16 protein-coding genes are annotated in these 17,408 nt (G+C 64.2%); 3 read left to right on the top strand and 13 right to left on the bottom strand.

Annotated elements, in window-relative coordinates; all coding sequences use genetic code 11:
- Positions 1 to 28: 28 nt before the first annotated feature.
- Positions 29 to 934 carry a 5-dehydro-4-deoxyglucarate dehydratase gene (gene kdgD, locus JI749_RS00370; protein WP_201657118.1) on the bottom strand — a complete coding sequence of 302 codons (906 nt, stop codon included), beginning with the start codon at positions 932 to 934 and terminating at the stop codon, positions 29 to 31.
- Between the two features lie 160 nt (positions 935 to 1,094).
- On the opposite strand from kdgD, the gene JI749_RS00365 reads away from it, so the two are divergent.
- Positions 1,095 to 1,895, top strand: coding sequence for an NAD-dependent epimerase/dehydratase family protein (locus JI749_RS00365; RefSeq protein ID WP_201657115.1), 801 nt, complete (start codon positions 1,095 to 1,097; stop codon positions 1,893 to 1,895).
- 6 nt (positions 1,896 to 1,901) lie between these two features.
- Here the strand turns inward: JI749_RS00365 and JI749_RS00360 are convergent, their stop codons facing one another.
- The 8 genes from JI749_RS00360 to JI749_RS00325 all read right to left on the bottom strand — a co-directional run bounded on the left by JI749_RS00360 (position 1,902) and on the right by JI749_RS00325 (position 10,507).
- Positions 1,902 to 3,824, bottom strand: coding sequence for a hybrid sensor histidine kinase/response regulator (locus JI749_RS00360; protein WP_201657112.1), 1,923 nt, complete (start codon positions 3,822 to 3,824; stop codon positions 1,902 to 1,904).
- Positions 3,825 to 3,885: 61 nt separating this feature from the next.
- On the bottom strand, positions 3,886 to 4,266 hold the full coding sequence (locus tag JI749_RS00355) for a hypothetical protein (protein WP_201657109.1): 381 nt from the start codon (positions 4,264 to 4,266) through the stop codon (positions 3,886 to 3,888).
- A 74-nt stretch (positions 4,267 to 4,340) separates the two neighbouring features.
- Complete coding sequence (locus JI749_RS00350) at positions 4,341 to 5,402, bottom strand: ABC transporter ATP-binding protein (RefSeq protein WP_201657106.1); 1,062 nt, start codon at positions 5,400 to 5,402, stop codon at positions 4,341 to 4,343.
- Positions 5,399 to 6,226 (bottom strand): carbohydrate ABC transporter permease, encoded by an 828-nt coding sequence (locus tag JI749_RS00345; protein ID WP_201657103.1) that lies wholly within the window; start codon positions 6,224 to 6,226, stop codon positions 5,399 to 5,401. Before JI749_RS00345 ends, JI749_RS00350 begins: the two co-directional genes overlap by 4 nt.
- Positions 6,223 to 7,125: a carbohydrate ABC transporter permease gene (locus JI749_RS00340; RefSeq protein ID WP_201657099.1), complete on the bottom strand. Its 903-nt coding sequence runs from the start codon at positions 7,123 to 7,125 to the stop codon at positions 6,223 to 6,225. The genes JI749_RS00345 and JI749_RS00340 overlap by 4 nt, the downstream gene beginning before the upstream one ends.
- Positions 7,126 to 7,196: 71 nt before the next feature.
- A complete protein-coding gene (locus JI749_RS00335) occupies positions 7,197 to 8,417 on the bottom strand; it encodes an ABC transporter substrate-binding protein (RefSeq protein ID WP_201657096.1) in 1,221 nt (406 codons plus the stop codon).
- A gap of 105 nt (positions 8,418 to 8,522) precedes the next feature.
- Positions 8,523 to 9,461, bottom strand: coding sequence for a sugar phosphate isomerase/epimerase family protein (locus JI749_RS00330; RefSeq protein ID WP_201657093.1), 939 nt, complete (start codon positions 9,459 to 9,461; stop codon positions 8,523 to 8,525).
- A gap of 11 nt (positions 9,462 to 9,472) precedes the next feature.
- Entirely contained in the window at positions 9,473 to 10,507 is a 1,035-nt protein-coding gene (locus JI749_RS00325) for a Gfo/Idh/MocA family protein (RefSeq protein ID WP_201657089.1), read from the bottom strand.
- Between the two features lie 232 nt (positions 10,508 to 10,739).
- Between JI749_RS00325 and JI749_RS00320 the strand changes: the two genes are divergently transcribed.
- Positions 10,740 to 11,783: a LacI family DNA-binding transcriptional regulator gene (locus JI749_RS00320; protein WP_201657086.1), complete on the top strand. Its 1,044-nt coding sequence runs from the start codon at positions 10,740 to 10,742 to the stop codon at positions 11,781 to 11,783.
- Between the two features lie 9 nt (positions 11,784 to 11,792).
- On the opposite strand, the gene JI749_RS00315 is transcribed toward JI749_RS00320, so the two are convergent.
- The 4 genes from JI749_RS00315 to JI749_RS00300 form a co-directional block, all read right to left on the bottom strand.
- Positions 11,793 to 12,572: an SDR family oxidoreductase gene (locus JI749_RS00315; protein WP_201657083.1), complete on the bottom strand. Its 780-nt coding sequence runs from the start codon at positions 12,570 to 12,572 to the stop codon at positions 11,793 to 11,795.
- A 53-nt stretch (positions 12,573 to 12,625) separates the two neighbouring features.
- Positions 12,626 to 14,056, bottom strand: coding sequence for a M81 family metallopeptidase (locus tag JI749_RS00310; RefSeq protein ID WP_201657080.1), 1,431 nt, complete (start codon positions 14,054 to 14,056; stop codon positions 12,626 to 12,628).
- Entirely contained in the window at positions 14,056 to 15,243 is a 1,188-nt protein-coding gene (locus JI749_RS00305) for an MFS transporter (RefSeq protein WP_233280810.1), read from the bottom strand. The genes JI749_RS00310 and JI749_RS00305 overlap by 1 nt, the downstream gene beginning before the upstream one ends.
- A gap of 155 nt (positions 15,244 to 15,398) precedes the next feature.
- Positions 15,399 to 15,878, bottom strand: a complete 480-nt coding sequence (locus JI749_RS00300) for a hypothetical protein (protein WP_201657077.1) — start codon at positions 15,876 to 15,878, stop codon at positions 15,399 to 15,401.
- A gap of 367 nt (positions 15,879 to 16,245) precedes the next feature.
- On the opposite strand from JI749_RS00300, the gene JI749_RS00295 reads away from it, so the two are divergent.
- Complete coding sequence (locus tag JI749_RS00295; protein WP_201657074.1) at positions 16,246 to 17,400, top strand: Gfo/Idh/MocA family protein; 1,155 nt, start codon at positions 16,246 to 16,248, stop codon at positions 17,398 to 17,400.
- Positions 17,401 to 17,408: the final 8 nt, after the last annotated feature.

Below are 17,408 nucleotides of genomic sequence, written 5' to 3'. Positions count from 1 at the left end.
CGGGCCTTCTTGTTTCCGGCGCGATGGCTCAGCTATGCGCAGCGATCAATCCCGCCAGCGTTTCTCGCTCCTCGGCGGTGAGGTCGGTCAGCGGCGTCCGCACCTTGCCCGCCGGCCGCCCGACGATCTCCGCCCCGGCCTTGATCATCGCTACCGCATAGCCCCGCTTGCGGTCCCGCAGCGCGATCAGCGGCAGGTAGAAGCTCTTGAGCAGCGCCTGGACAGTGGCATTGTCGCGCTGGCGCACGGCGGCGTAGAAACGCAGCGCCAGCTCCGGCATGAAGTTGAACACGGCCGAGGAATAGGTGGTGACGCCCATTTCGAGATACGGCTGGGCGAACACTTCGGCGGTCGGCAAGCCGCCGATATGCACCAGGCGATCGCCGATCCGGCTGGCGATCTGCACCATCAGCTGCAGGTCGCCGATGCCGTCCTTGTAGCCGATCAGGTTGGGGCACATCTCGGCCAGTCGCGCCAGTGACTCGGGCGTCAGCCTGGTATTGTCGCGCGCATAGTAGATGACACCGATCCCCACGACATCGCAGATCGCCTTCATATGGGCGATGATGCCGTCCTGCTCGGCAAACATCAGGTAGTGCGGCAGCACCAGGATTCCGGCGGCACCGGCCTTCTCGGCGCGGCGGGCGAGATCGACCGCCATGCGGGTGCCATAGCCCACGCCGGCCAGCACCGGCACGTCGGCGGAACTGTGACGGACTGCTGTACCGATGACGGCATCATACTCGTCATATCCGATGGAAAAGAACTCGCCCGTGCCGCCTGCGGCGAATAATCCCGATGCGGGATATGACGAGAGCCATTCCAGCCGCGCGGCATAGGAGTCCGTATCGAACTCGTCCGCCGCGTCGAAATCCGTCACCGGAAACGACAGCAGGCCCGAGCCGATCCTGGCCTTGATTTCATCCAGCGTCACAGGGCGCTCCCACAACCATAATTAGTATGACTGCATGGACTTTGCCCCCGCCGAACAATCCTGTCAACGGCGGCAAAATGGCGCCTATGCGCAAAGAAGTATGATTGATAATTGATGCGCCTGCCGCCATCCTGAGAGCACGAATGCAAGAGGAGCGCCCATGCCCAAGATCCTGTTGACCGGCGCATCGGGCCAGCTCGGCACCCGGCTGCGCCAGTGGTTTGCCGTGCGCGGCCGGCCGTTCCTGGCCACCGACATCGTCGCGCCCGCCGACGGTGCGGCCGTGGAACTTGTCGATCTTGCCAACGGTGCGGAGGTCGACCGGCTGATGATCCGAGATATCTCGGCGGTCGTCCACTTCGGCGGCATGGCCAGCGAGGCCGGGTGGCAAACCCTGCTCGAAGCCAACATCATGGGCACCTACAACGTCTTCGAAGCCGCCCGAAAAGCTGCCGTCACACGGGTGATCTTCGCCTCGTCCTATCATGTGCAGGGCATGTATCCGACCAGCGGGGAACCCGTTGCGCCGGAGGATCCCTATCGCCCGGATTCGCTCTATGGCGTCTCCAAGGCCTTCGGCGAAACCCTGAGCCGGTTGTACTTCGACAAGTTCGGTATCGAGTGCCTGGCGATCCGCATCTGCGCCGCCAGCCACCCCAGCAGCCCCCGCGATGCCCGGCTCTGGTTCAGCCAGGACGATATGACCAGCCTGGTGGATCATGCCCTCGACGTCCCGGTGCTGGGGCACCGGACCATGTTCGGCATCTCGGACAACCCCCATGCCTTTTTCCGCAATTCGCCGCATGCTGATTTCGGTTGGTCGCCGGGGCACGGTGCGCTCGAACTGGGCACGCCCGATCCGCGTGCGCCGCTCGATACGGCAGACCCACGCCAGCGTCTGATTGGCGGCGCCTTCACCCAATGGGGCCACCCAGACGATGAAGCCTCCGCCCGGTCCTAGCGACGCTCAGGAAAAGGTGCGTTCGATCGCCGCCTTGAGGTCGTGCGACCAGAACGGCTTGCCCAGCCGCTCGAACTTGCCGCGCAGCTCTTCAGGCATTTCCGAATAGCCGGTCGCGACAATGACCTTGATATGGGGCCATTCGGTCTCGATGGCGGATGCCAGCTGCCCGCCATTCATCTGCGGCATCGCATAGTCGGTAATGACCAGGTCGACCGGATGGCTGCGCAGCTTGGCCAGTGCCTCCTTGCCCGACGTGGCCTCGAGCACCTGGTGTCCCAGATCTTCGGCCATCGTAGCCGTGTTGAGCAGCACCAGGGCGTCGTCATCGACAACCAGGATGCGCTTGGGTTCGAAAGCCGGCGGGCCGGCCTCCTCGGTGACGGGCGCAGGGGCCGCGTCATCGCCGGCAACGGGTAACCACAGCTCCGCCGTCGTGCCTTCGCCCGGCTTGCTGTCGAGTACGAACCGGCCTCCGGTCTGCTCTGCCAGCCCATGCACCATGGACAGGCCCAGCCCGGTGCCCTTGCCGACGCCCTTGGTGGTGAAGAAGGGCTCGGTGGCCCGGGCAAGCGTCTGCTCGTCCATGCCCTCGCCTTCATCCCGGATGGACAGCACGATATAGCGTCCGGGCTTGAGGCCGCCGGCATCGGTCGGGACGGCGCGCTCCTCGGCGCTGACGGTAATCGACCCGCCCGCCGGCATGGCATCTCGCGCATTGACCGCCAGGTTGAGCAAGGCCGATTCCAGTTGCGCCCGGTCCGTGAGCGCCGCCGGCAACCCGGATGGAATCTGCGACCTGACCAGGACACTCGGGCCCAGCACCCGGTCGAAAATCCCGCGCATGCTGGATACCGTCTCGGCGATGTCCACCGGGCCGCTCTCGAGTTCCTGCCGCCGCGCGAAGGCCAGCATGCGCTGGGTCAGGGCAGCGCCGCGCTGGGCGCCCTTGACCGCATTCTCGAGAAACGGGCTGATGCGTGGATCGTGCGGCATGCGCTGCGACACGATCTCGAGGCTGCCCAGAATGGCCATCAGCAGATTGTTGAAGTCATGCGCGACCCCGCCGGTGAGCTGGCCGATCGCTTCCATTTTCTGGGATTGAAACAGCGCATTGCGCGCCTGGTCGAGCTGCAGTTGTGCCTCGCGCCGCTCGGTGATGTCGCGGGTCACCTTGGCAAAGCCGAGCAGCTCGCCGTGCTCGTCCCTGATGGCGTCGATCACCACATGCGCCCAGAACTGGCTGCCATCCTTGCGCACGCGCCAGCCCTCGCGCTCGACGCTGCCCTTTTGCCGGACGATGTCGAGGTTATATTCTGCCTCGCCCGCGCGGCGTTCCTCTTCGGTATAAAAGCAGGAGAAGTGCTGGCCGATGATCTCGGCTTCCTCGTAACCCTTGATGCGCTGCGCCCCGGCATTCCAGCTGGCCACGTTCCCCTGCGGGTCGAGCATATAGAGGGCGTAGTCGGTGACGCCCTTGACCAGCAGGCGGAATTGCTGCTCGCTGGTGCGCAGGGCGTCCTCGAGCTGCTTGCGCTCGGTGATGTCGCGCGTGATCTTGGCAAAGCCGATCACCCTGCCGCTTGCATCCACGATCCGGTCGATGACGACATGGGCCCAGAACTGCGAGCCGTCCTTGCGAACGCGCCACCCCGCGTCCTCGAACCTGCCCTCCGCCGCCGCGACCCGCAGGTTGCGGCGGGGAATGTCCGCGTGCTGGTCTTCCGGGCGATAGAAGCGGGCAAAGTTCTGGCCGACGATCTCGTCGGCGCTATAGCCCTTGAACCGCTGCGCCCCGGCATTCCAGGTCATCACGGTGCCGGCGCTGTCCATCATGTAAATAGCGTAGTCGCTGATCGATTCGACCAGCAGGCGATACCGCTCCTCAGACGCATCTATCGTCTGGAAGTGATCCGATGGATCAAGCATGCACGCACCTTCATTCGCCCCGAACTAGGCACAATGCGGTTCGGTGCGGATGGTTGCATTCTCAGGCGTCGCGTTCTTCCTCGAGGCCGGCAGCCAGCTCATAGGTCTCTCGCGACGTAAGGTCGGTGTGCCTTATGTCGCCGATGGGCTCTCTTGCCACGTCGGGGACCCGGAGCGCCCCCCAGCTATTGTCCCACAGGTCGGGCCGCGACAGCACCACCACCACCTCGTCGAAGCCGTGCAGCGCCCGCGCTGCCTCCGCCGCGACCAGGGCGGCTTTCACGTCGTCATATTCGGCTTCGTCGGCGTCGACATCGCCCTTGGCTTCCCACCAGACGGCCGCCTTGAGCCTGCCGTCACCGGCCAGTTCAATCCCGACCGTCACGGCATCGGGCGAGCGCTGGCCGACCGGCACGAGCCGGTATTGTCCGGGCATATCCATCGAACGAACCTCCATTGGCTGAGGTGCAACCGCACCCGACGCCAACTGGTTCCCGTCGCCGCCATAGAGCCTTGCTAGAGTGCCCGCTCGGTGGTGACGTCGAACAGGTGAATGTGCTCGGGCGCGATGCCCACGCTGATCGTGTCGCCGGCCTTGACCCCGGTGCGCCGGGTTTCCACCACCGTCATTTCGGGCGTGGTGGCGGTCGTCACATAGGTCATGGACCCCGTCGATTCCACCACGGCCACCGGCAGCTGCAACTGCGCATTGCCACCCATCAGCAGATGTTCCGGCCGCAGCCCGGCCAGCACCTTGCGGCCCGCTTCCACCGTTCGCCCCAGCGGCAATGGCTGGCTGCCGGCAATATCGAGCTGCACGCTCTGCCCGTCCGCTGTCACCGTGCCCGGCACGAAGTTCATTGCCGGCGAGCCGATAAAGCCGGCCACGAACTTGCTGACCGGGCGATCATAGAGCTCAAGCGGGCTGCCCTGCTGCTCGATCACGCCATCGCGCATCACCACGACATGGTCGGCCATGGTCATGGCTTCGATCTGGTCATGCGTCACATAGACCGAGGTCGCCCCCAGCCGGTCATGCAGCGCGCGGATTTCCTTGCGCATATGGACGCGCAGGGCGGCATCTAGGTTGCTCAGCGGCTCGTCGAACAGGAAGGCCTTGGGGTTGCGGATAATGGCGCGTCCCATCGCGACGCGCTGCCGCTGCCCGCCGGACAATTCGCGGGGATAGCGCCCGAGCAGTGCCGATAGGCCGGTAGTGGCGGCCACTTCGGCGGCCTTGGCCCTGGCTTCGGCCTTGCCCACCCCATGCAGGCGGAGCGAATAGGTGAGGTTCTCTTCCACCGTCATATGCGGATAGAGCGCGTAGCTCTGGAACACCATCGCGACGTCGCGCTTGCGCGGCGGCACGCCCGTCATGGTCTCGCCCGCGATCTTGAGCGTACCCGAGGTGATGCTTTCGAGCCCGGCTATCGACCGCAGCAAGGTGGATTTGCCGCAGCCGGAAGGCCCGACCAGGGCGACGAAGCTGCCCTTCTCGATGCTGAGACTCACCCCCTTGAGGGCGTGAAAGTGGCCATAGTGCTTGTCGATATTGCTGAGCTCGATCTGTGCGCTCATTTGAGGGCTCCCGAGGTAAGGCCGGAGACGATGCGGCGCTGCAGAAGGACGAAGATGGCCAGGATCGGGGTCACATAGATCGCCGAATAGGCCATGATGGAGTTCCAGTCCGAGGAGTTCGGCCCCAAGAAGCTGGAGAGGCCCACGCTGGCCGGCTGCAGGCCGGTGTCCTGGATGATCGACTTGGAATAGATGTACTCGCCGAACGCGCTCATGAAGGTCAGGATGGCGCAGACCAGGATGCCGTTACGCGCGAGCGGCAGAACGATCGAGAAGAAGGCGCCGATCCGCGAATTGCCATCCACCAGGGCCGCCTCCTCGAGTTCGCGCGGCACGCTCATGAAGGTGGCGCGCACCAGCACGACAAAGAATGGCATCGACTTGGCGGCGGCCGCCAGCACCACCGCGGTGCGCGGATAGTGCAGCAGGCCCAGCTGGTTGAAGCCGACAAACAGCGGCGTGACCATCACCGAGGCCGGCAGCACCTGCAGCATCAGGATCAGGAACAGGCCGATATCGACCCAGACGCTGCGATACCGCGCCAGCACATAGGCGCAGCCCGTACCCAGCACCACCGTGATCGCCGTGACGCCCGAAGCGATGACCACCGAGTTTATCAGGAACTTCGGCATCCCCCTGCCGGACCACACATAGGGGTAGACGCTTGTATCGGGGTTTAGCGGCCAGAAGGTCGGCGGGTTGAAGTAGATTTCCGTCGCCGACTTGAGGCTCGTCACATACATCCAGTAGAGCGGAAAGAGGTAGAGCGCCGCCAGCGCCAGCGCCACCACCAGAAGCAGCCATGGAACATAGGGCCGGGTCATCCGCGCACCTCGTGACGGGTGGAGCGCACATAGATCACCGAGGCGAACAGCACGAGCAGGAACATCATCACCGAAATCGTCGCGCCCTTGGCGAAATCATACAACTGGAAACTCATCTGCCAGGACCAGTAGCCGGCCACGGTCGATGTACTGGCCGGGCCACCTTCGGTAATGGCAGGGAAAAGGTCGAACTGCTGCAGGGTGCCGATCAGGCCCAGCGACAGCACCGCGCCGATCGTCGAGCGCATCATGGGCAGGGTAATCGTCCAGAAGCGCTGGAAGGCATTGGCGCCGTCAAGCTCGGCCGCCTCGTAGAGGTCGCGCGGAATAGCGGCCAGACCCACGGCCAGCAGCAGCATGTTGAAGGCGGTACCCAGCCAGATATTGGCGATGACCACGGCCCAGATGGAATAATTGGGGTCCGACTTCCAGAACACGATCCCATCGATCAACCCCAGGGCGCGCAGGATGGTGTTGAGGACGCCGAAATCGCCCGAGAGGATCCAGCTCCAGATGGCGCCGACCACCAGGCCCGGCATGACCCAGGAGACGAGAAACAGCCCGCGAATGGTCGCGGCGCCGGGAAACTTCTGTGCGAAGAACAGTGCCAGGCTGAAGCCGATCACGAACTGGCCGGCCATGGAGGCAAAGACGAAGATCAGCGTGTTGCGCGTCACCAGCCAGAAGGCGGGCTCCCGCACGACCGCGACATAGTTGTCGAAACCGGCCCATGGCCGGATCAGCGTCCCCAGGGTGAACATGTCCACCTGCTGGAAACTCATCAGCACGTTATAGACCAGCGGCAGACCTGCCAGCGCAAACAGGAACAGCAGGGCGGCGCCGACCAGGATCAGGTCGAACCCGACGCCGTCGCGCATGCTGTTGAATATTCGGGACATCCAGGTCCTCCGCGGGAAAATCGAAAAGAACCGGCCAGATTGCTCCGGCCGGCCCAGGTCAGGGAGGAAATTTAGCCGACAATGCCCGAAATGGTAGCCTGCGCCTGGTCAAGCGCATCCTTGGGCGACATCTGGCCGGTCAGTGCTGCCTGGAAGGCATCATAGATGGCCTTGGAGATCTTCTGCCATTCCGGGTGCGGACCACGCGGCTGGGCATACTGCAGCTGCTCCTGGAACACCTTGAGCGCCGCATCGGTACGGGCGTCGCCGGTGGACGGCAGCGGGATGTCGCTGCGCGGCGGAATGTTGGAGAATTCCGGGAACAGGCGATCGCTCTGCGAGGCGAAGTACTCGATGACCTTGAAGGCTTCGTCCGGGTGCTGCGAGGTGGCGAAGATGCCAAGGTTGAAGTCACCCATTGCCGAAGAGCGTGGGCCGCCCTCGGTTTCGGTCGGCAGCAGGGCAACGCCCCAGTCGAACTTGGCATCGGTGGCCATGCGGCCCAGTTCCCACGGACCCGAAATGGCCATGGCGGCGTTGCCGGCGTTGAACGTGCCGGTGGAGTCCCACTGGCCCAGGCTCAGCACGTCCTGCGAAGCCAGCTTTTCGTCCAGCAGCGTCTTCCAGATTTCGAGTGCCTTCACGGCGCCGGGCGTGTTGACTTCCTTGAACGAGCCGCCGCCCATCTGCACCCATGGCAGGAACTGGAACGTGCCTTCTTCGCCGGCGCGGGCCGACCAGGTGATGCCATAGACATTGTTGGCCGGGTCGTTGAGCTTGCGCGCGTCTTCGAGCAGTTCGTCCCAGGTCTTGGGGGGCTCGGCAATGCCGGCCTTGGCGAACAGGTCCTTGTTGTAGAACAGGGCGATCGTGTTGGTCGCCTTGGGCAGGCCATAGAGCTTGCCGTCCCACGAGGCGGAAGCCAGCGGGCCTTCGTAGTAGACGCTGGTGTCGATGACGTCCGAATTGGCCACGCGATCGGTGATATCAAGCATGGCGCCGCGCGACGAGAACAGCGCGAAGTCGGGGTTGTCGAGCGAGATGATGTCGGGCGCCTGGCCGGTGGCGAAGGCCTTGAGGGCCTCGTTCACCAGGTCGTCGAACGGCAGCAGGCGGCTTTCCACCACGATGTCGCTCTGGGACGCGTTGAAGTCTTCGACAAGCTTGGTGTAGAGCCCGTTATCGCCATCGATGGACCACATCTTGAGAGTGACCTGGGCGAAGGCGGGCGTGGCGATCGAAACGCTGGAAAGCGCCAGCGTTGCGAGGAAGGCAAGTCTCGATAGTCTCATTTAGGTTTCCTCCCAACAGTGCGGACCATCCGCAAAACCATCGGCCAGCTCTCCCGGCAGGCCGTGGAATTAAGTTGCAGCCGCGGGGCAACCCGCGGCCCTTTTTCAGTTGCGCGCCAGCGACGGGTCGCCGCCGGAATAGAGTGAATTGAGGTCGACGAAATCGCCGCCGCGCGCGGCCTTCAGGTAGTTGAGGGCGCGCACCTGGCCGGTCATTTCGAGGTCGTCGCGATAGACCGGGTCATGCCAGCCCTCGATATCGATCGAGCCCTGGTAACCGGCCAACCGCAATTCGGAGATCACGTCGGTCCAGTTGCTGTCCCCGAACCCCGGCGTCCGCATGAACACGAACTTCTCCTTGCCGAAGATGCCGTGTTCCTTGATCACGTCCCAGCGGATGGTGGCGTCCTTGCCGTGGACATGGAAGAACTTGTGCGCCCACTTGCGGATCTGGGGCAGGGGGTCGATCAGGTAGACCATCTGGTGGCAGGGCTCCCATTCGAGCCCGATATTGTCGTCCGGCGTCTCGTTGAACATCAGCTCCCAGGCGTCCGGGTTATGCGCGATGTTCCAGTCGCCGGTGGCCCAATTGCCGTCCATGGCGCAGTTTTCGAAGGCGATCTTGACGCCCTTGTCGGCGGCGCGCTTGGCCAGGTCCGACCACACCTCCTTGTAGCGGGGCAGGCTGTCGGTCAGCGGCTTGTTGCGCACGCGGCCGGTAAAGCCGGCGACCGTGGTGGCGCCGAAGTGGTGGGCATTGTCGATGCAGTCCTTCCAGCCCTGCAGGGTCTGGCGGTCCATCTCCTGGTCTTCCAGCGGATTGCCGAACATGCCGATGGTGTTGATCGTGATATCCCGATTGCCGATGGCCTCGAGCGAACGCTTGCCCAGCTCGGCCAGGTCCTGGCCATTGGTTGTCTGCCAGAAGAAGGGCTCGAAGCTTTCAAAGCCCAGATCGGCAATGGCGGCGATATTCTCGGGCGCCTTGCCGGCTGACGCCTGGATCATGGTGCCGATACGGATGGTCTTGGCCGGGTTAGTCACGAATGAAATCCTCAGACTGCAATGGTCACGCGCTGGCGGGTCTTGGCGCTCTCGATCGCCGCGAACACCATGGCCAGGCTCTTGATATTGTCGTTGCTGGCCGTCTCGGGCGGCCGGCCCTCCTCGATGGCATCGAGGAATTCCGCCAGCACGCTGGCATGGCCATGCGTCTGGTCGATGTCTTCCGGATCGGGCACCTCGATCTCGGCCAGCTCGCGGAAGAAACCGCTATCGCTGGCCACGACCTTGGCATTGAACGCCGCTTCTCCGTCCCAGATCAGCGTGCCCTTGGTGCCGATGATGCGCCAGGCGCTTTCCCAGCTCGTATTGGCACCTTCCGCACACCACGACCCGCGATAGTTGAACACCACGCCCTGGTCGAATTCGAAGATGGCATTGGCCGCCGCGCCATGCGCGTACCACGAGCCGCGCGGATTGGTTTCGAGGCAATAAACCGCCTTGGGCGATACCCCGGCCATGAAGCGGGCGGCATCGAGCGTATGAATCGCCATGTCCAGCAGCAGCACGTTTTCCATTTCGTCGCGGAAGCCGCCGAAATGGGCACCGATGAAGAAGTCGCAATGGAGCGCGGTGACATCGCCCAGCGCGCCGCTTTCGATCATCCGGCGGATGCGCCGCACCCCGGAAATGAAACGCCGGTTCTGCACGATGGCATGCACGCGCCCTGCCGCCTGGGCCTGGGCGACCAGCGCTTTGCCGGCCTCGAGCGTCGCCGCCATCGGCTTTTCGCTCAGCACATGGCAGCCGTGGCGCAGGCCGGTCTCGACCACGCCCTGGCGCGCTGCCGGGATCACCACGTCGAACAGCAGGTCGGGCTTGGTGGCCGCGAGCACCGCGTCGAGGTCCGACCCGATGGTTGCGTTGGTCAGGCCGAATTCCGCCGCACGCGCCTCGGCGGTCGGCTGGTGCAGATCGACCAGGCCGACAATCTCCACCCGGCCCTGGAGCAAAGGATGTTCGGCCACCGCCGACAACCACCCTTTGGACATGGCTCCGCAACCCGCAAGAACGGCCCTGAATACCAAGGAAATTTCCTCCCTGAGCCAGATAAACGCTTCTCATCTTTGTGAGAAACCGTTTTCTCATCGCCCGTAAACGTTTACGAATAAAGTATGATAATCTCGAAGTGTCAATAGCGATTCCGAGGGGGAGGACGACTGTGGACAAGCCTGCTTGCAACGATGGCCATCCGGGTTCATTGAGAGCCCCGTACCGCGCCGGCTGGGGGCGCGCGGCCAAGGGCGGACTGTCGGGATCATGAAGGGCATACGGCGACTAGCCCAGGAACTGGACATTTCCATCGGCACGGTCTCGCGTGCCCTCAACGGCAAGCCCGATGTCAACGAGCAGACCCGCAAGCGCGTGCTCGAAGCCGCCGCTGCCATGGGCTACGTGCCCAACCAGGCCGGCCGCGCCCTGCGCAAGGGGTCGACCGGGGTGATCGGCTTCATGATGCAGTCGGGCAGCCAGATCACCGGCGAAGGCGACGTCTTCTTCATGAGCGTCTTCGACGGCGTGCAGACCGTCTGCGCCCGCCACCAGCTCGACTTGGTGGTCCTGCTCTGCGCCTCCGAAGACGATCCGGACGCCTATCTGCAGCGCGTCGTCGACCGCGGCTTCGTCGATGGCCTGATCATCTCGGCCACCAAGCGGCACGATCACCGCATCGACTTCCTGTCGCAGCGCGGCGTGCCCTTCATCGCCCTGGGGCGCAGCCTCACCGATGCCGGCCACCCCTGGTTCGACCTCGATTTCGAGGGCATGGCCGAAACCGGCGTCGACCGCCTGGTCGCCAAGGGCCATCGGCGCATCGGCATCTTCGCGCCCATGGACGACACCAATCTGGGCTACATCTTCATAGAGCACTACCGCGCGGCGCTGGAGCGGCACGGCATTGCTTTCAATCCCGATTTCATCTTCCGCGCCCACCCCAATGATCGCGGCGGCCACCAGATCGGCGAACGCATCGCCGCCATGCCGCCCGACCAGCGCCCGACGGGCTTCATTCTCACCAACGAAATGATGACGGTCGGCCTCTATCGCGGCCTTTACGATTCCGGCCTCCAGCCAGGCAAGGACTTTGCCGTCATGGGCCGCGACAGCCCGCAGGCGCATTATCTGACGCCCAAGCTCACCTGCTTCCACCTCTCGCTGCGCGACCTCGGCATCGCCCTGGCGGAATCGCTGCTCGCCACCATGCCCGATTTTTCCGGCGACTATCCCCTGGGCGTCGTGCGCAAGGTGCTGCCACTGCAGCTGATCGAAGGCGACAGCGACTGCCCGGCGCCGCCCGAAGGCTGAGAAGCGATGCTAGCGCAGCAGCGACTGGCCACCATCGACATAGATGGGCACGCCGGTCACGTGTCGCGCCGCGTCTGAAGCGAGGAAAGCGATGACGTCGGCGACATCCCGGCTGTCGCCCGGCTTGCCGCCGGTGAGCGGAATGTCGCCTTCGGGGAATTGGACGGGCACTTCGGCCTCTTCGGAGTTGCGCCGCTGCGAATTGTCGTCGATCTCGGTATCGATGGCGCCGGGACATACCGCGTTGACGCGGATGCCGTCATCGCCCAGCTCGAGCGCCAGTTGCTGGGCCATTGCCACCTGAGCCGCCTTGGTCGCCGAATAGGCCGTCGCTCCGGGGGAGGTGAACGTGCGGTTGCCGTTGATCGAGCTGACGATGATGATCGAGCCGCCCTGCTTCTTGAGCGCAGGTACGGTGTGATGCAGCGTGAGGTAGGTCCCGCGCAGGTTGACCTTCATGGTCTTGTCCCATTCGTCCACCGTGAGGTCGTCGATCGGCGCCCACATGCCGTTGATGCCGGCATTGGCCACCACGATATCGATCCGGCCATAGGCATCGAGCGTCTGCCGCACCACGTTGGCGACGTCATCGGGCTCGGAGACATCGGCTACGATCGACAGGGCCTTGCCCCCCTTGGCGATGATCGTGTCCCTTACGGCGTCGATTTCGTCTTGGGTGCGGCTGATCACCACGACGCTGGCGCCACCCGCTGCCAGGCGCAGCGCCGCGGCCTCGCCAATGCCGGACCCGGCGCCGGTTACCAGCGCCACCTTGCCTGAAAATTCCATCTGCTGCTCCGATCGTTGGCATGTCCTGCGCAACGCATCCAAGCGCGTTTAGGTTACGCCCGCGCCGACCATTTGACCTGCGGCACAAAGGCAAAGTCCTTGTCGAACGGATATTGCGGAGCACTTTTGTGGCGTCGCTGAAGCCGCTCGACGAACTGATCCACCACCCCTGGCGACAGCGCCATCAGGCTCGGATTGGCAATGGGTCCGAGATCGGGGGAGAGATACCCCGATTTCACCACGACGATTTTGGCGCTGCGCGGATCGAGCCCGAGCCGGGTGAAGTCCGGGATATTGTGAAAGGGCCGCCGCCGCGCCGTCAGCACCAGGTCGATGCCGCCGATCCGCACGACGGCTTCGCGCAACCGCGCTTCCTCCGTTTCGAGCAGGAACAGCACCTCCGCCTGCGCCTCTACCGGCTTGCTCGACGTGTCGAGCGTCGCCCCGATGCTGAGGTCCACCATGCCACCAACACCCGCCGCATAGGCCGCATCCGTAGCCGGCTTGTCGGCAATGCCGGCAAACACCACGCCCTGCGCGCCACGCGCGATCAGCTCGGCCAGCACTTCCGCGCGGTCGCCCACGCCGCCGCCGGTGGGATTGTCGCCCGACTCCGCCAGCGCGGCCGGGCCGGTCTCGGCGGCCATTGCCCAGTCGACGCATTCGGCAATGCTCCCCACCTTGGTTCCGAACACGAACTGCTCGCGAATGTCCCAGTAGTCCTGCGCCAGGTACCGCGCCGCTTCCGTCATCGCCGCCCGATCGGTGCCGGTGACGACAGCGCAGGCGGTAGCCCGCGGTTCGTCGGCCCAGACGTAGCCGACCTGGAACGAGGCATCCCAGATTCCCGTCGGGTCTTCGACGGCCTGCAACTGCGTGTAGAACGACCGCGCCGGCTCATCCTGCGTCGAGGTTCGCTCGCCCGGCAGCAGCACCGGCACCGGGGCCCATGCCACGACCGGCCGCTGCCCGCTCCGCAGCGCCCGCACCAGCATGGTCACGGCGCGCCGCATCGTATCGGGCACGTCGATATGCGGCGCCGTGCGGTAGGTCGAAAAGATATCGAGCGCGTCGACGATTTGCTGGCTCACATTGCCATGGAGGTCATAGCTGGCGGCGATCAGCACATCGGCCCCGACCACCGCGCGCACCGCGCTGATGAAGTCGCCCTCCGCATCCAGCAGGCCCTCGACAAACATGGCGCCATGCATGGCGAGGTAGACGCCATCGAGCGGCAGCGCCGCCTTGATCCCATCGAGAATTTCCGCCTTCCAGCGATCGTAGATGCCGCGCTCCACCGGCCCGCCCGCAATGGCCCGCGCATGGAGCACGGTGATGAACTCGGCCGGGAAATGCGTCAGGAAATCGAAATAGGCGTCCTTGAGCATGGCGGGACCACGCAGCACGCGGAAATCGGCCTCGCGTGCGAGGACGGGGTTATAGGTGCTGCACTCGGTATGTAGTCCGGCAACGGCGATCCGCATCAGAGCACTCCGGGAATTTCGGCTTCAGGATTGGTGGATGATCTGGGTCGCCGGGTGGCCAGCCGTCCGGTCAGCAACAGGCTGACCAGCAGCACCGGCACCAGGCAGGCTATGCCCAGGCGCATGTTGAAATGCTCGGCGACGAAACCGATTACCGGCGGCCCAACGAGAAAGCCCAGCAGCGCCACGAAGCTCAGCACCGCCACATTGGCCGAGGCAGGGCGGTCCGTCAGGCTGGCCGCTGCCGTCACCGCCAGGGGAAAGCCGACCGAAACGCCCAGCCCGATAATGGCGAAGCCCAACAGGGCAACTGGCGTATTGGGTGCAACCAGCAGGATCGCTGCGCCGGCCACCGCCAGCGCGCCGCAGATGCGCGCCGTGCTCACCGCGCCGAACCGCCGCTTGAGCGTGTCGCCGCCAAAGCGCCCGGCCGCCACCATCATGGCAAAGACGGAGTAGCCGAGGCCGACAATGCCGCTCTCGGCGCCCAGTGCGTCGCGCAGGAAAATCGCCGACCAGTCGGCCATGGCGCCCTCTGTCATGGTGATGCCGAAGACGAAGGCGCAGATGCCCAGCAGCGCCCAGCTCGGCAGCGCCCAGGCCGAGCGCTGCGTGTCGCCAGGTGCCGTTGCCCCGGGCGCCAGGACGGGCAGGGCGGTCGATGCCAGCAACGCGACCGGCAGCACGACGGCGGCCACCAGCATGATCGCCCATTGTGCGGGCAACCCCAGGCCGGCCAGGGCGGAACCAATCAGGCTCCCCACCATGATGCCGACCGACCAGAAGCCGTGCGAGGTGGTCATGATCACCGAACCGGTGGCTTTCTCCACCGCATCGGCCTGGACGTTGAGGCCCAGTTCCACAAAGGAGATCGTCGATCCGGCCAGCATGAGCGCCACGAACAGCAGGATCGGGTTGCCGGCAAAGGCCGGCAGGCTCACGGCCAGCGAATAGAGCGCGAAGCCGGAAAGGATCGCCATCCGCGGGCCGATCTTGCCCACCAGCGGTCCCGCAAACGGCAGCGTCAGCAGCGTGCCCACCGGCAGGCCGAGCAGGGCGATCGCCAACCCCTGTGGCCCCAGCCCCAGGGCCTGCTGCACATCCGGAATCCGCGGCAGCCACGATCCGAAGGCGATGGGCTGGAGGAAGAAAACCAGCATCGTCAGGCGCTGCGGGGAGAGGAGCATTGTTGGCTCTGCACTATATCTATTGAAACCACCGGGTCATTCCGGCGAAGGCCGGAATCTAAGTCCGCATTTCGCCCGGACCGAAGGCGCCAAGGGAGGTATGCGGATATGGAACCCGGCCTGCGCCGGGATGACATCGCGCAAGTAAAGCGTCGCTACCGCCCCATCGGATAGGGCAGGTACCCGGCAAAACCGGTCAGCTTCCACACGCCTCCCACCTTCCGGCAGAAGTACAGCGTCTGCCAGTTCAGCACGTCCTTGCCGCCGTCGCTGAGCCTGATCTCGCCGTCGAACTTCTTGTGCGCGATGGCGATATCGCCGTTGATCTCGATCTCGGTGAGGCTGGTGGCGCGATGGATGCCATCAAGCACGTCCTCGGCATAGTCGAGCTTCTGGCTCTCCTTGGCCTGGCGGATCCAGTCGTCGCGATAGGCTTCGAGCGTGGGGAAGCTGATACGCCAGTCATCGGGATTGCCGGACTTCTTGCCGTTGATGCCCAGGAACCCCTCCTTGATGAAATCGCCGTCGACCATGCTCCAGTCGGCGGCGACGAAGGCGGCGATGTCGCGCTCCACCAGCATGGTCCAGATGGCACTGCGATCGGGGTCGTTGGGAAATGGGTTGATGCTGCTCATGAAGCTCTCGCGAGGGGTTTGGGCGGCGACCGAAGATCGCACGCGATACATGTTCAGCAATTGTGTTCCAAATTTTCATGGACCCCACAAGGGTGAAAGTGACCACTAGAGCCCAGATGAATACCAATTTGGCAGGGTTGCCGCCTTGGCCGGAGCTTGTCCACATCCCGCCAATGCGTGGAACGCCCAGAAAATCGGCGAAATGCCGCCTCTTTGGGCAAAATTCGGGGGTGGCTTAAATTGGTATTGAACCTGTGACGGATTCGTGTTGACATGGCTTTCGAAACGATCCTAATCTTGAAAATCGTTTACAGAATACCACACCAATCCGGCAGAGATTGGCGGTCTAAGAACAGGGACGGCAAGTATGCGGGTAGGCATTATCGGCCTCGGATATCGTCTGGGCTATCTGGCGCGGGTCTTCTCCGCCGCCCGGCCGGACTTTTCCATTGCCGGTTATGTCGATCCGGCCCCGGCCGGCCTGCCCTATGCCACCGAGCACGGCGTTTCGCTCGGCACCCAGTTCGCTTCGCTCGAGCAGATGCTCGATAGCGAAAAGCTCGATCTGCTGATGGTGGGTTCGCCCAACCACCTCCATCTCGACCATATCCGCACCGGCCTCGAGCGCGGCATGAAGATCTTCACCGAAAAACCGGTGGTGACATCGGTCGAAGACACCATGGAGCTGGCCCGGCTCATCGCGCAATACGGCTCCGACAACCTCATGGTCGGCCTCGTGCTGCGCTACGCGCCGCTCTATGTCGACCTGCGCAAGGCCCAGGCCGAGGGCCTGCTGGGTGACATAACCTCCATAGAGGCCTCCGAGCATATTCCGCCCTATCACGGCGCCTTCTTCATGCGCGACTGGCGCCGGTACGAGCGCTATTCGGGCAGCTTCATGCTCGAGAAGTGCTGTCACGACCTCGATCTCTATAACGGCGTCATGGGCTGCCGACCGCAATATGTGTCCAGCTTCGGCGGCCGTCGCACCTTCGTTCCATCAAACGCACCGGCCAATGTCGGCATCAACGACATGGAAGTCTATCACCGCAAGCCCAGCGGCTGGCAGGGCAGCGACAAGGTGTTCGACAGCGACGGAGACATCATCGATTTCCAGACCGCCATCGTGCAGTACGAGAATGGCGCCGCGCTGACCTTCCACACCAACCTCAACGTGCCCGACGATTTCCGGCGCTTCGCGGTGATGGGTGCCCAGGGCATGGCCGAGGGTGACTTCATCCGCAATTTCCTGCGCGTCACCGACTCGCGCACCTCGGACAGGCTGATCGATACCACCTACAAGATGAGCGAGCTCAGCCAGCACTACGGTGCCGACGAGCAGATGGCCGAGGACATCCTCAAGCACATGCAGGACGGCGCGCCCTTGCCGGTTTCGGTCACCGACGCACTTGAGGCGGGGCTCCTGGCCCTCTCCATGGACCAGGCGATGCGAACCCGCTCCGTCATCGACATGAGCCCGATCTGGCAGCAATTCGACGCGGCCCTTGGGCGGGCGAGCTGAGGAGAAGG

The organism is Devosia oryziradicis (assembly GCF_016698645.1).
In the GTDB taxonomy this organism is placed as follows: Bacteria; Pseudomonadota; Alphaproteobacteria; order Rhizobiales; family Devosiaceae; genus Devosia; species Devosia oryziradicis.
This window is presented reverse-complemented; position numbering and strand designations above follow the sequence as displayed.

Coding starts and splice junctions, on each gene's coding strand:
- JI749_RS00365 (WP_201657115.1), top strand. CDS start 1,095: ATGCCCAAGATCCTGTTGACCGGCGCATCGGGCCAGCTCGGCACCCGG.
- JI749_RS00360 (WP_201657112.1), bottom strand. CDS start 3,824: ATGCTTGATCCATCGGATCACTTCCAGACGATAGATGCGTCTGAGGAG.
- JI749_RS00355 (WP_201657109.1), bottom strand. CDS start 4,266: ATGGATATGCCCGGACAATACCGGCTCGTGCCGGTCGGCCAGCGCTCG.
- JI749_RS00350 (WP_201657106.1), bottom strand. CDS start 5,402: ATGAGCGCACAGATCGAGCTCAGCAATATCGACAAGCACTATGGCCAC.
- JI749_RS00345 (WP_201657103.1), bottom strand. CDS start 6,226: ATGACCCGGCCCTATGTTCCATGGCTGCTTCTGGTGGTGGCGCTGGCG.
- JI749_RS00340 (WP_201657099.1), bottom strand. CDS start 7,125: ATGTCCCGAATATTCAACAGCATGCGCGACGGCGTCGGGTTCGACCTG.
- JI749_RS00335 (WP_201657096.1), bottom strand. CDS start 8,417: ATGAGACTATCGAGACTTGCCTTCCTCGCAACGCTGGCGCTTTCCAGC.
- JI749_RS00320 (WP_201657086.1), top strand. CDS start 10,740: ATGAAGGGCATACGGCGACTAGCCCAGGAACTGGACATTTCCATCGGC.
- JI749_RS00315 (WP_201657083.1), bottom strand. CDS start 12,572: ATGGAATTTTCAGGCAAGGTGGCGCTGGTAACCGGCGCCGGGTCCGGC.
- JI749_RS00310 (WP_201657080.1), bottom strand. CDS start 14,056: ATGCGGATCGCCGTTGCCGGACTACATACCGAGTGCAGCACCTATAAC.
- JI749_RS00305 (WP_233280810.1), bottom strand. CDS start 15,243: ATGCTCCTCTCCCCGCAGCGCCTGACGATGCTGGTTTTCTTCCTCCAG.
- JI749_RS00300 (WP_201657077.1), bottom strand. CDS start 15,878: ATGAGCAGCATCAACCCATTTCCCAACGACCCCGATCGCAGTGCCATC.
- JI749_RS00295 (WP_201657074.1), top strand. CDS start 16,246: ATGCGGGTAGGCATTATCGGCCTCGGATATCGTCTGGGCTATCTGGCG.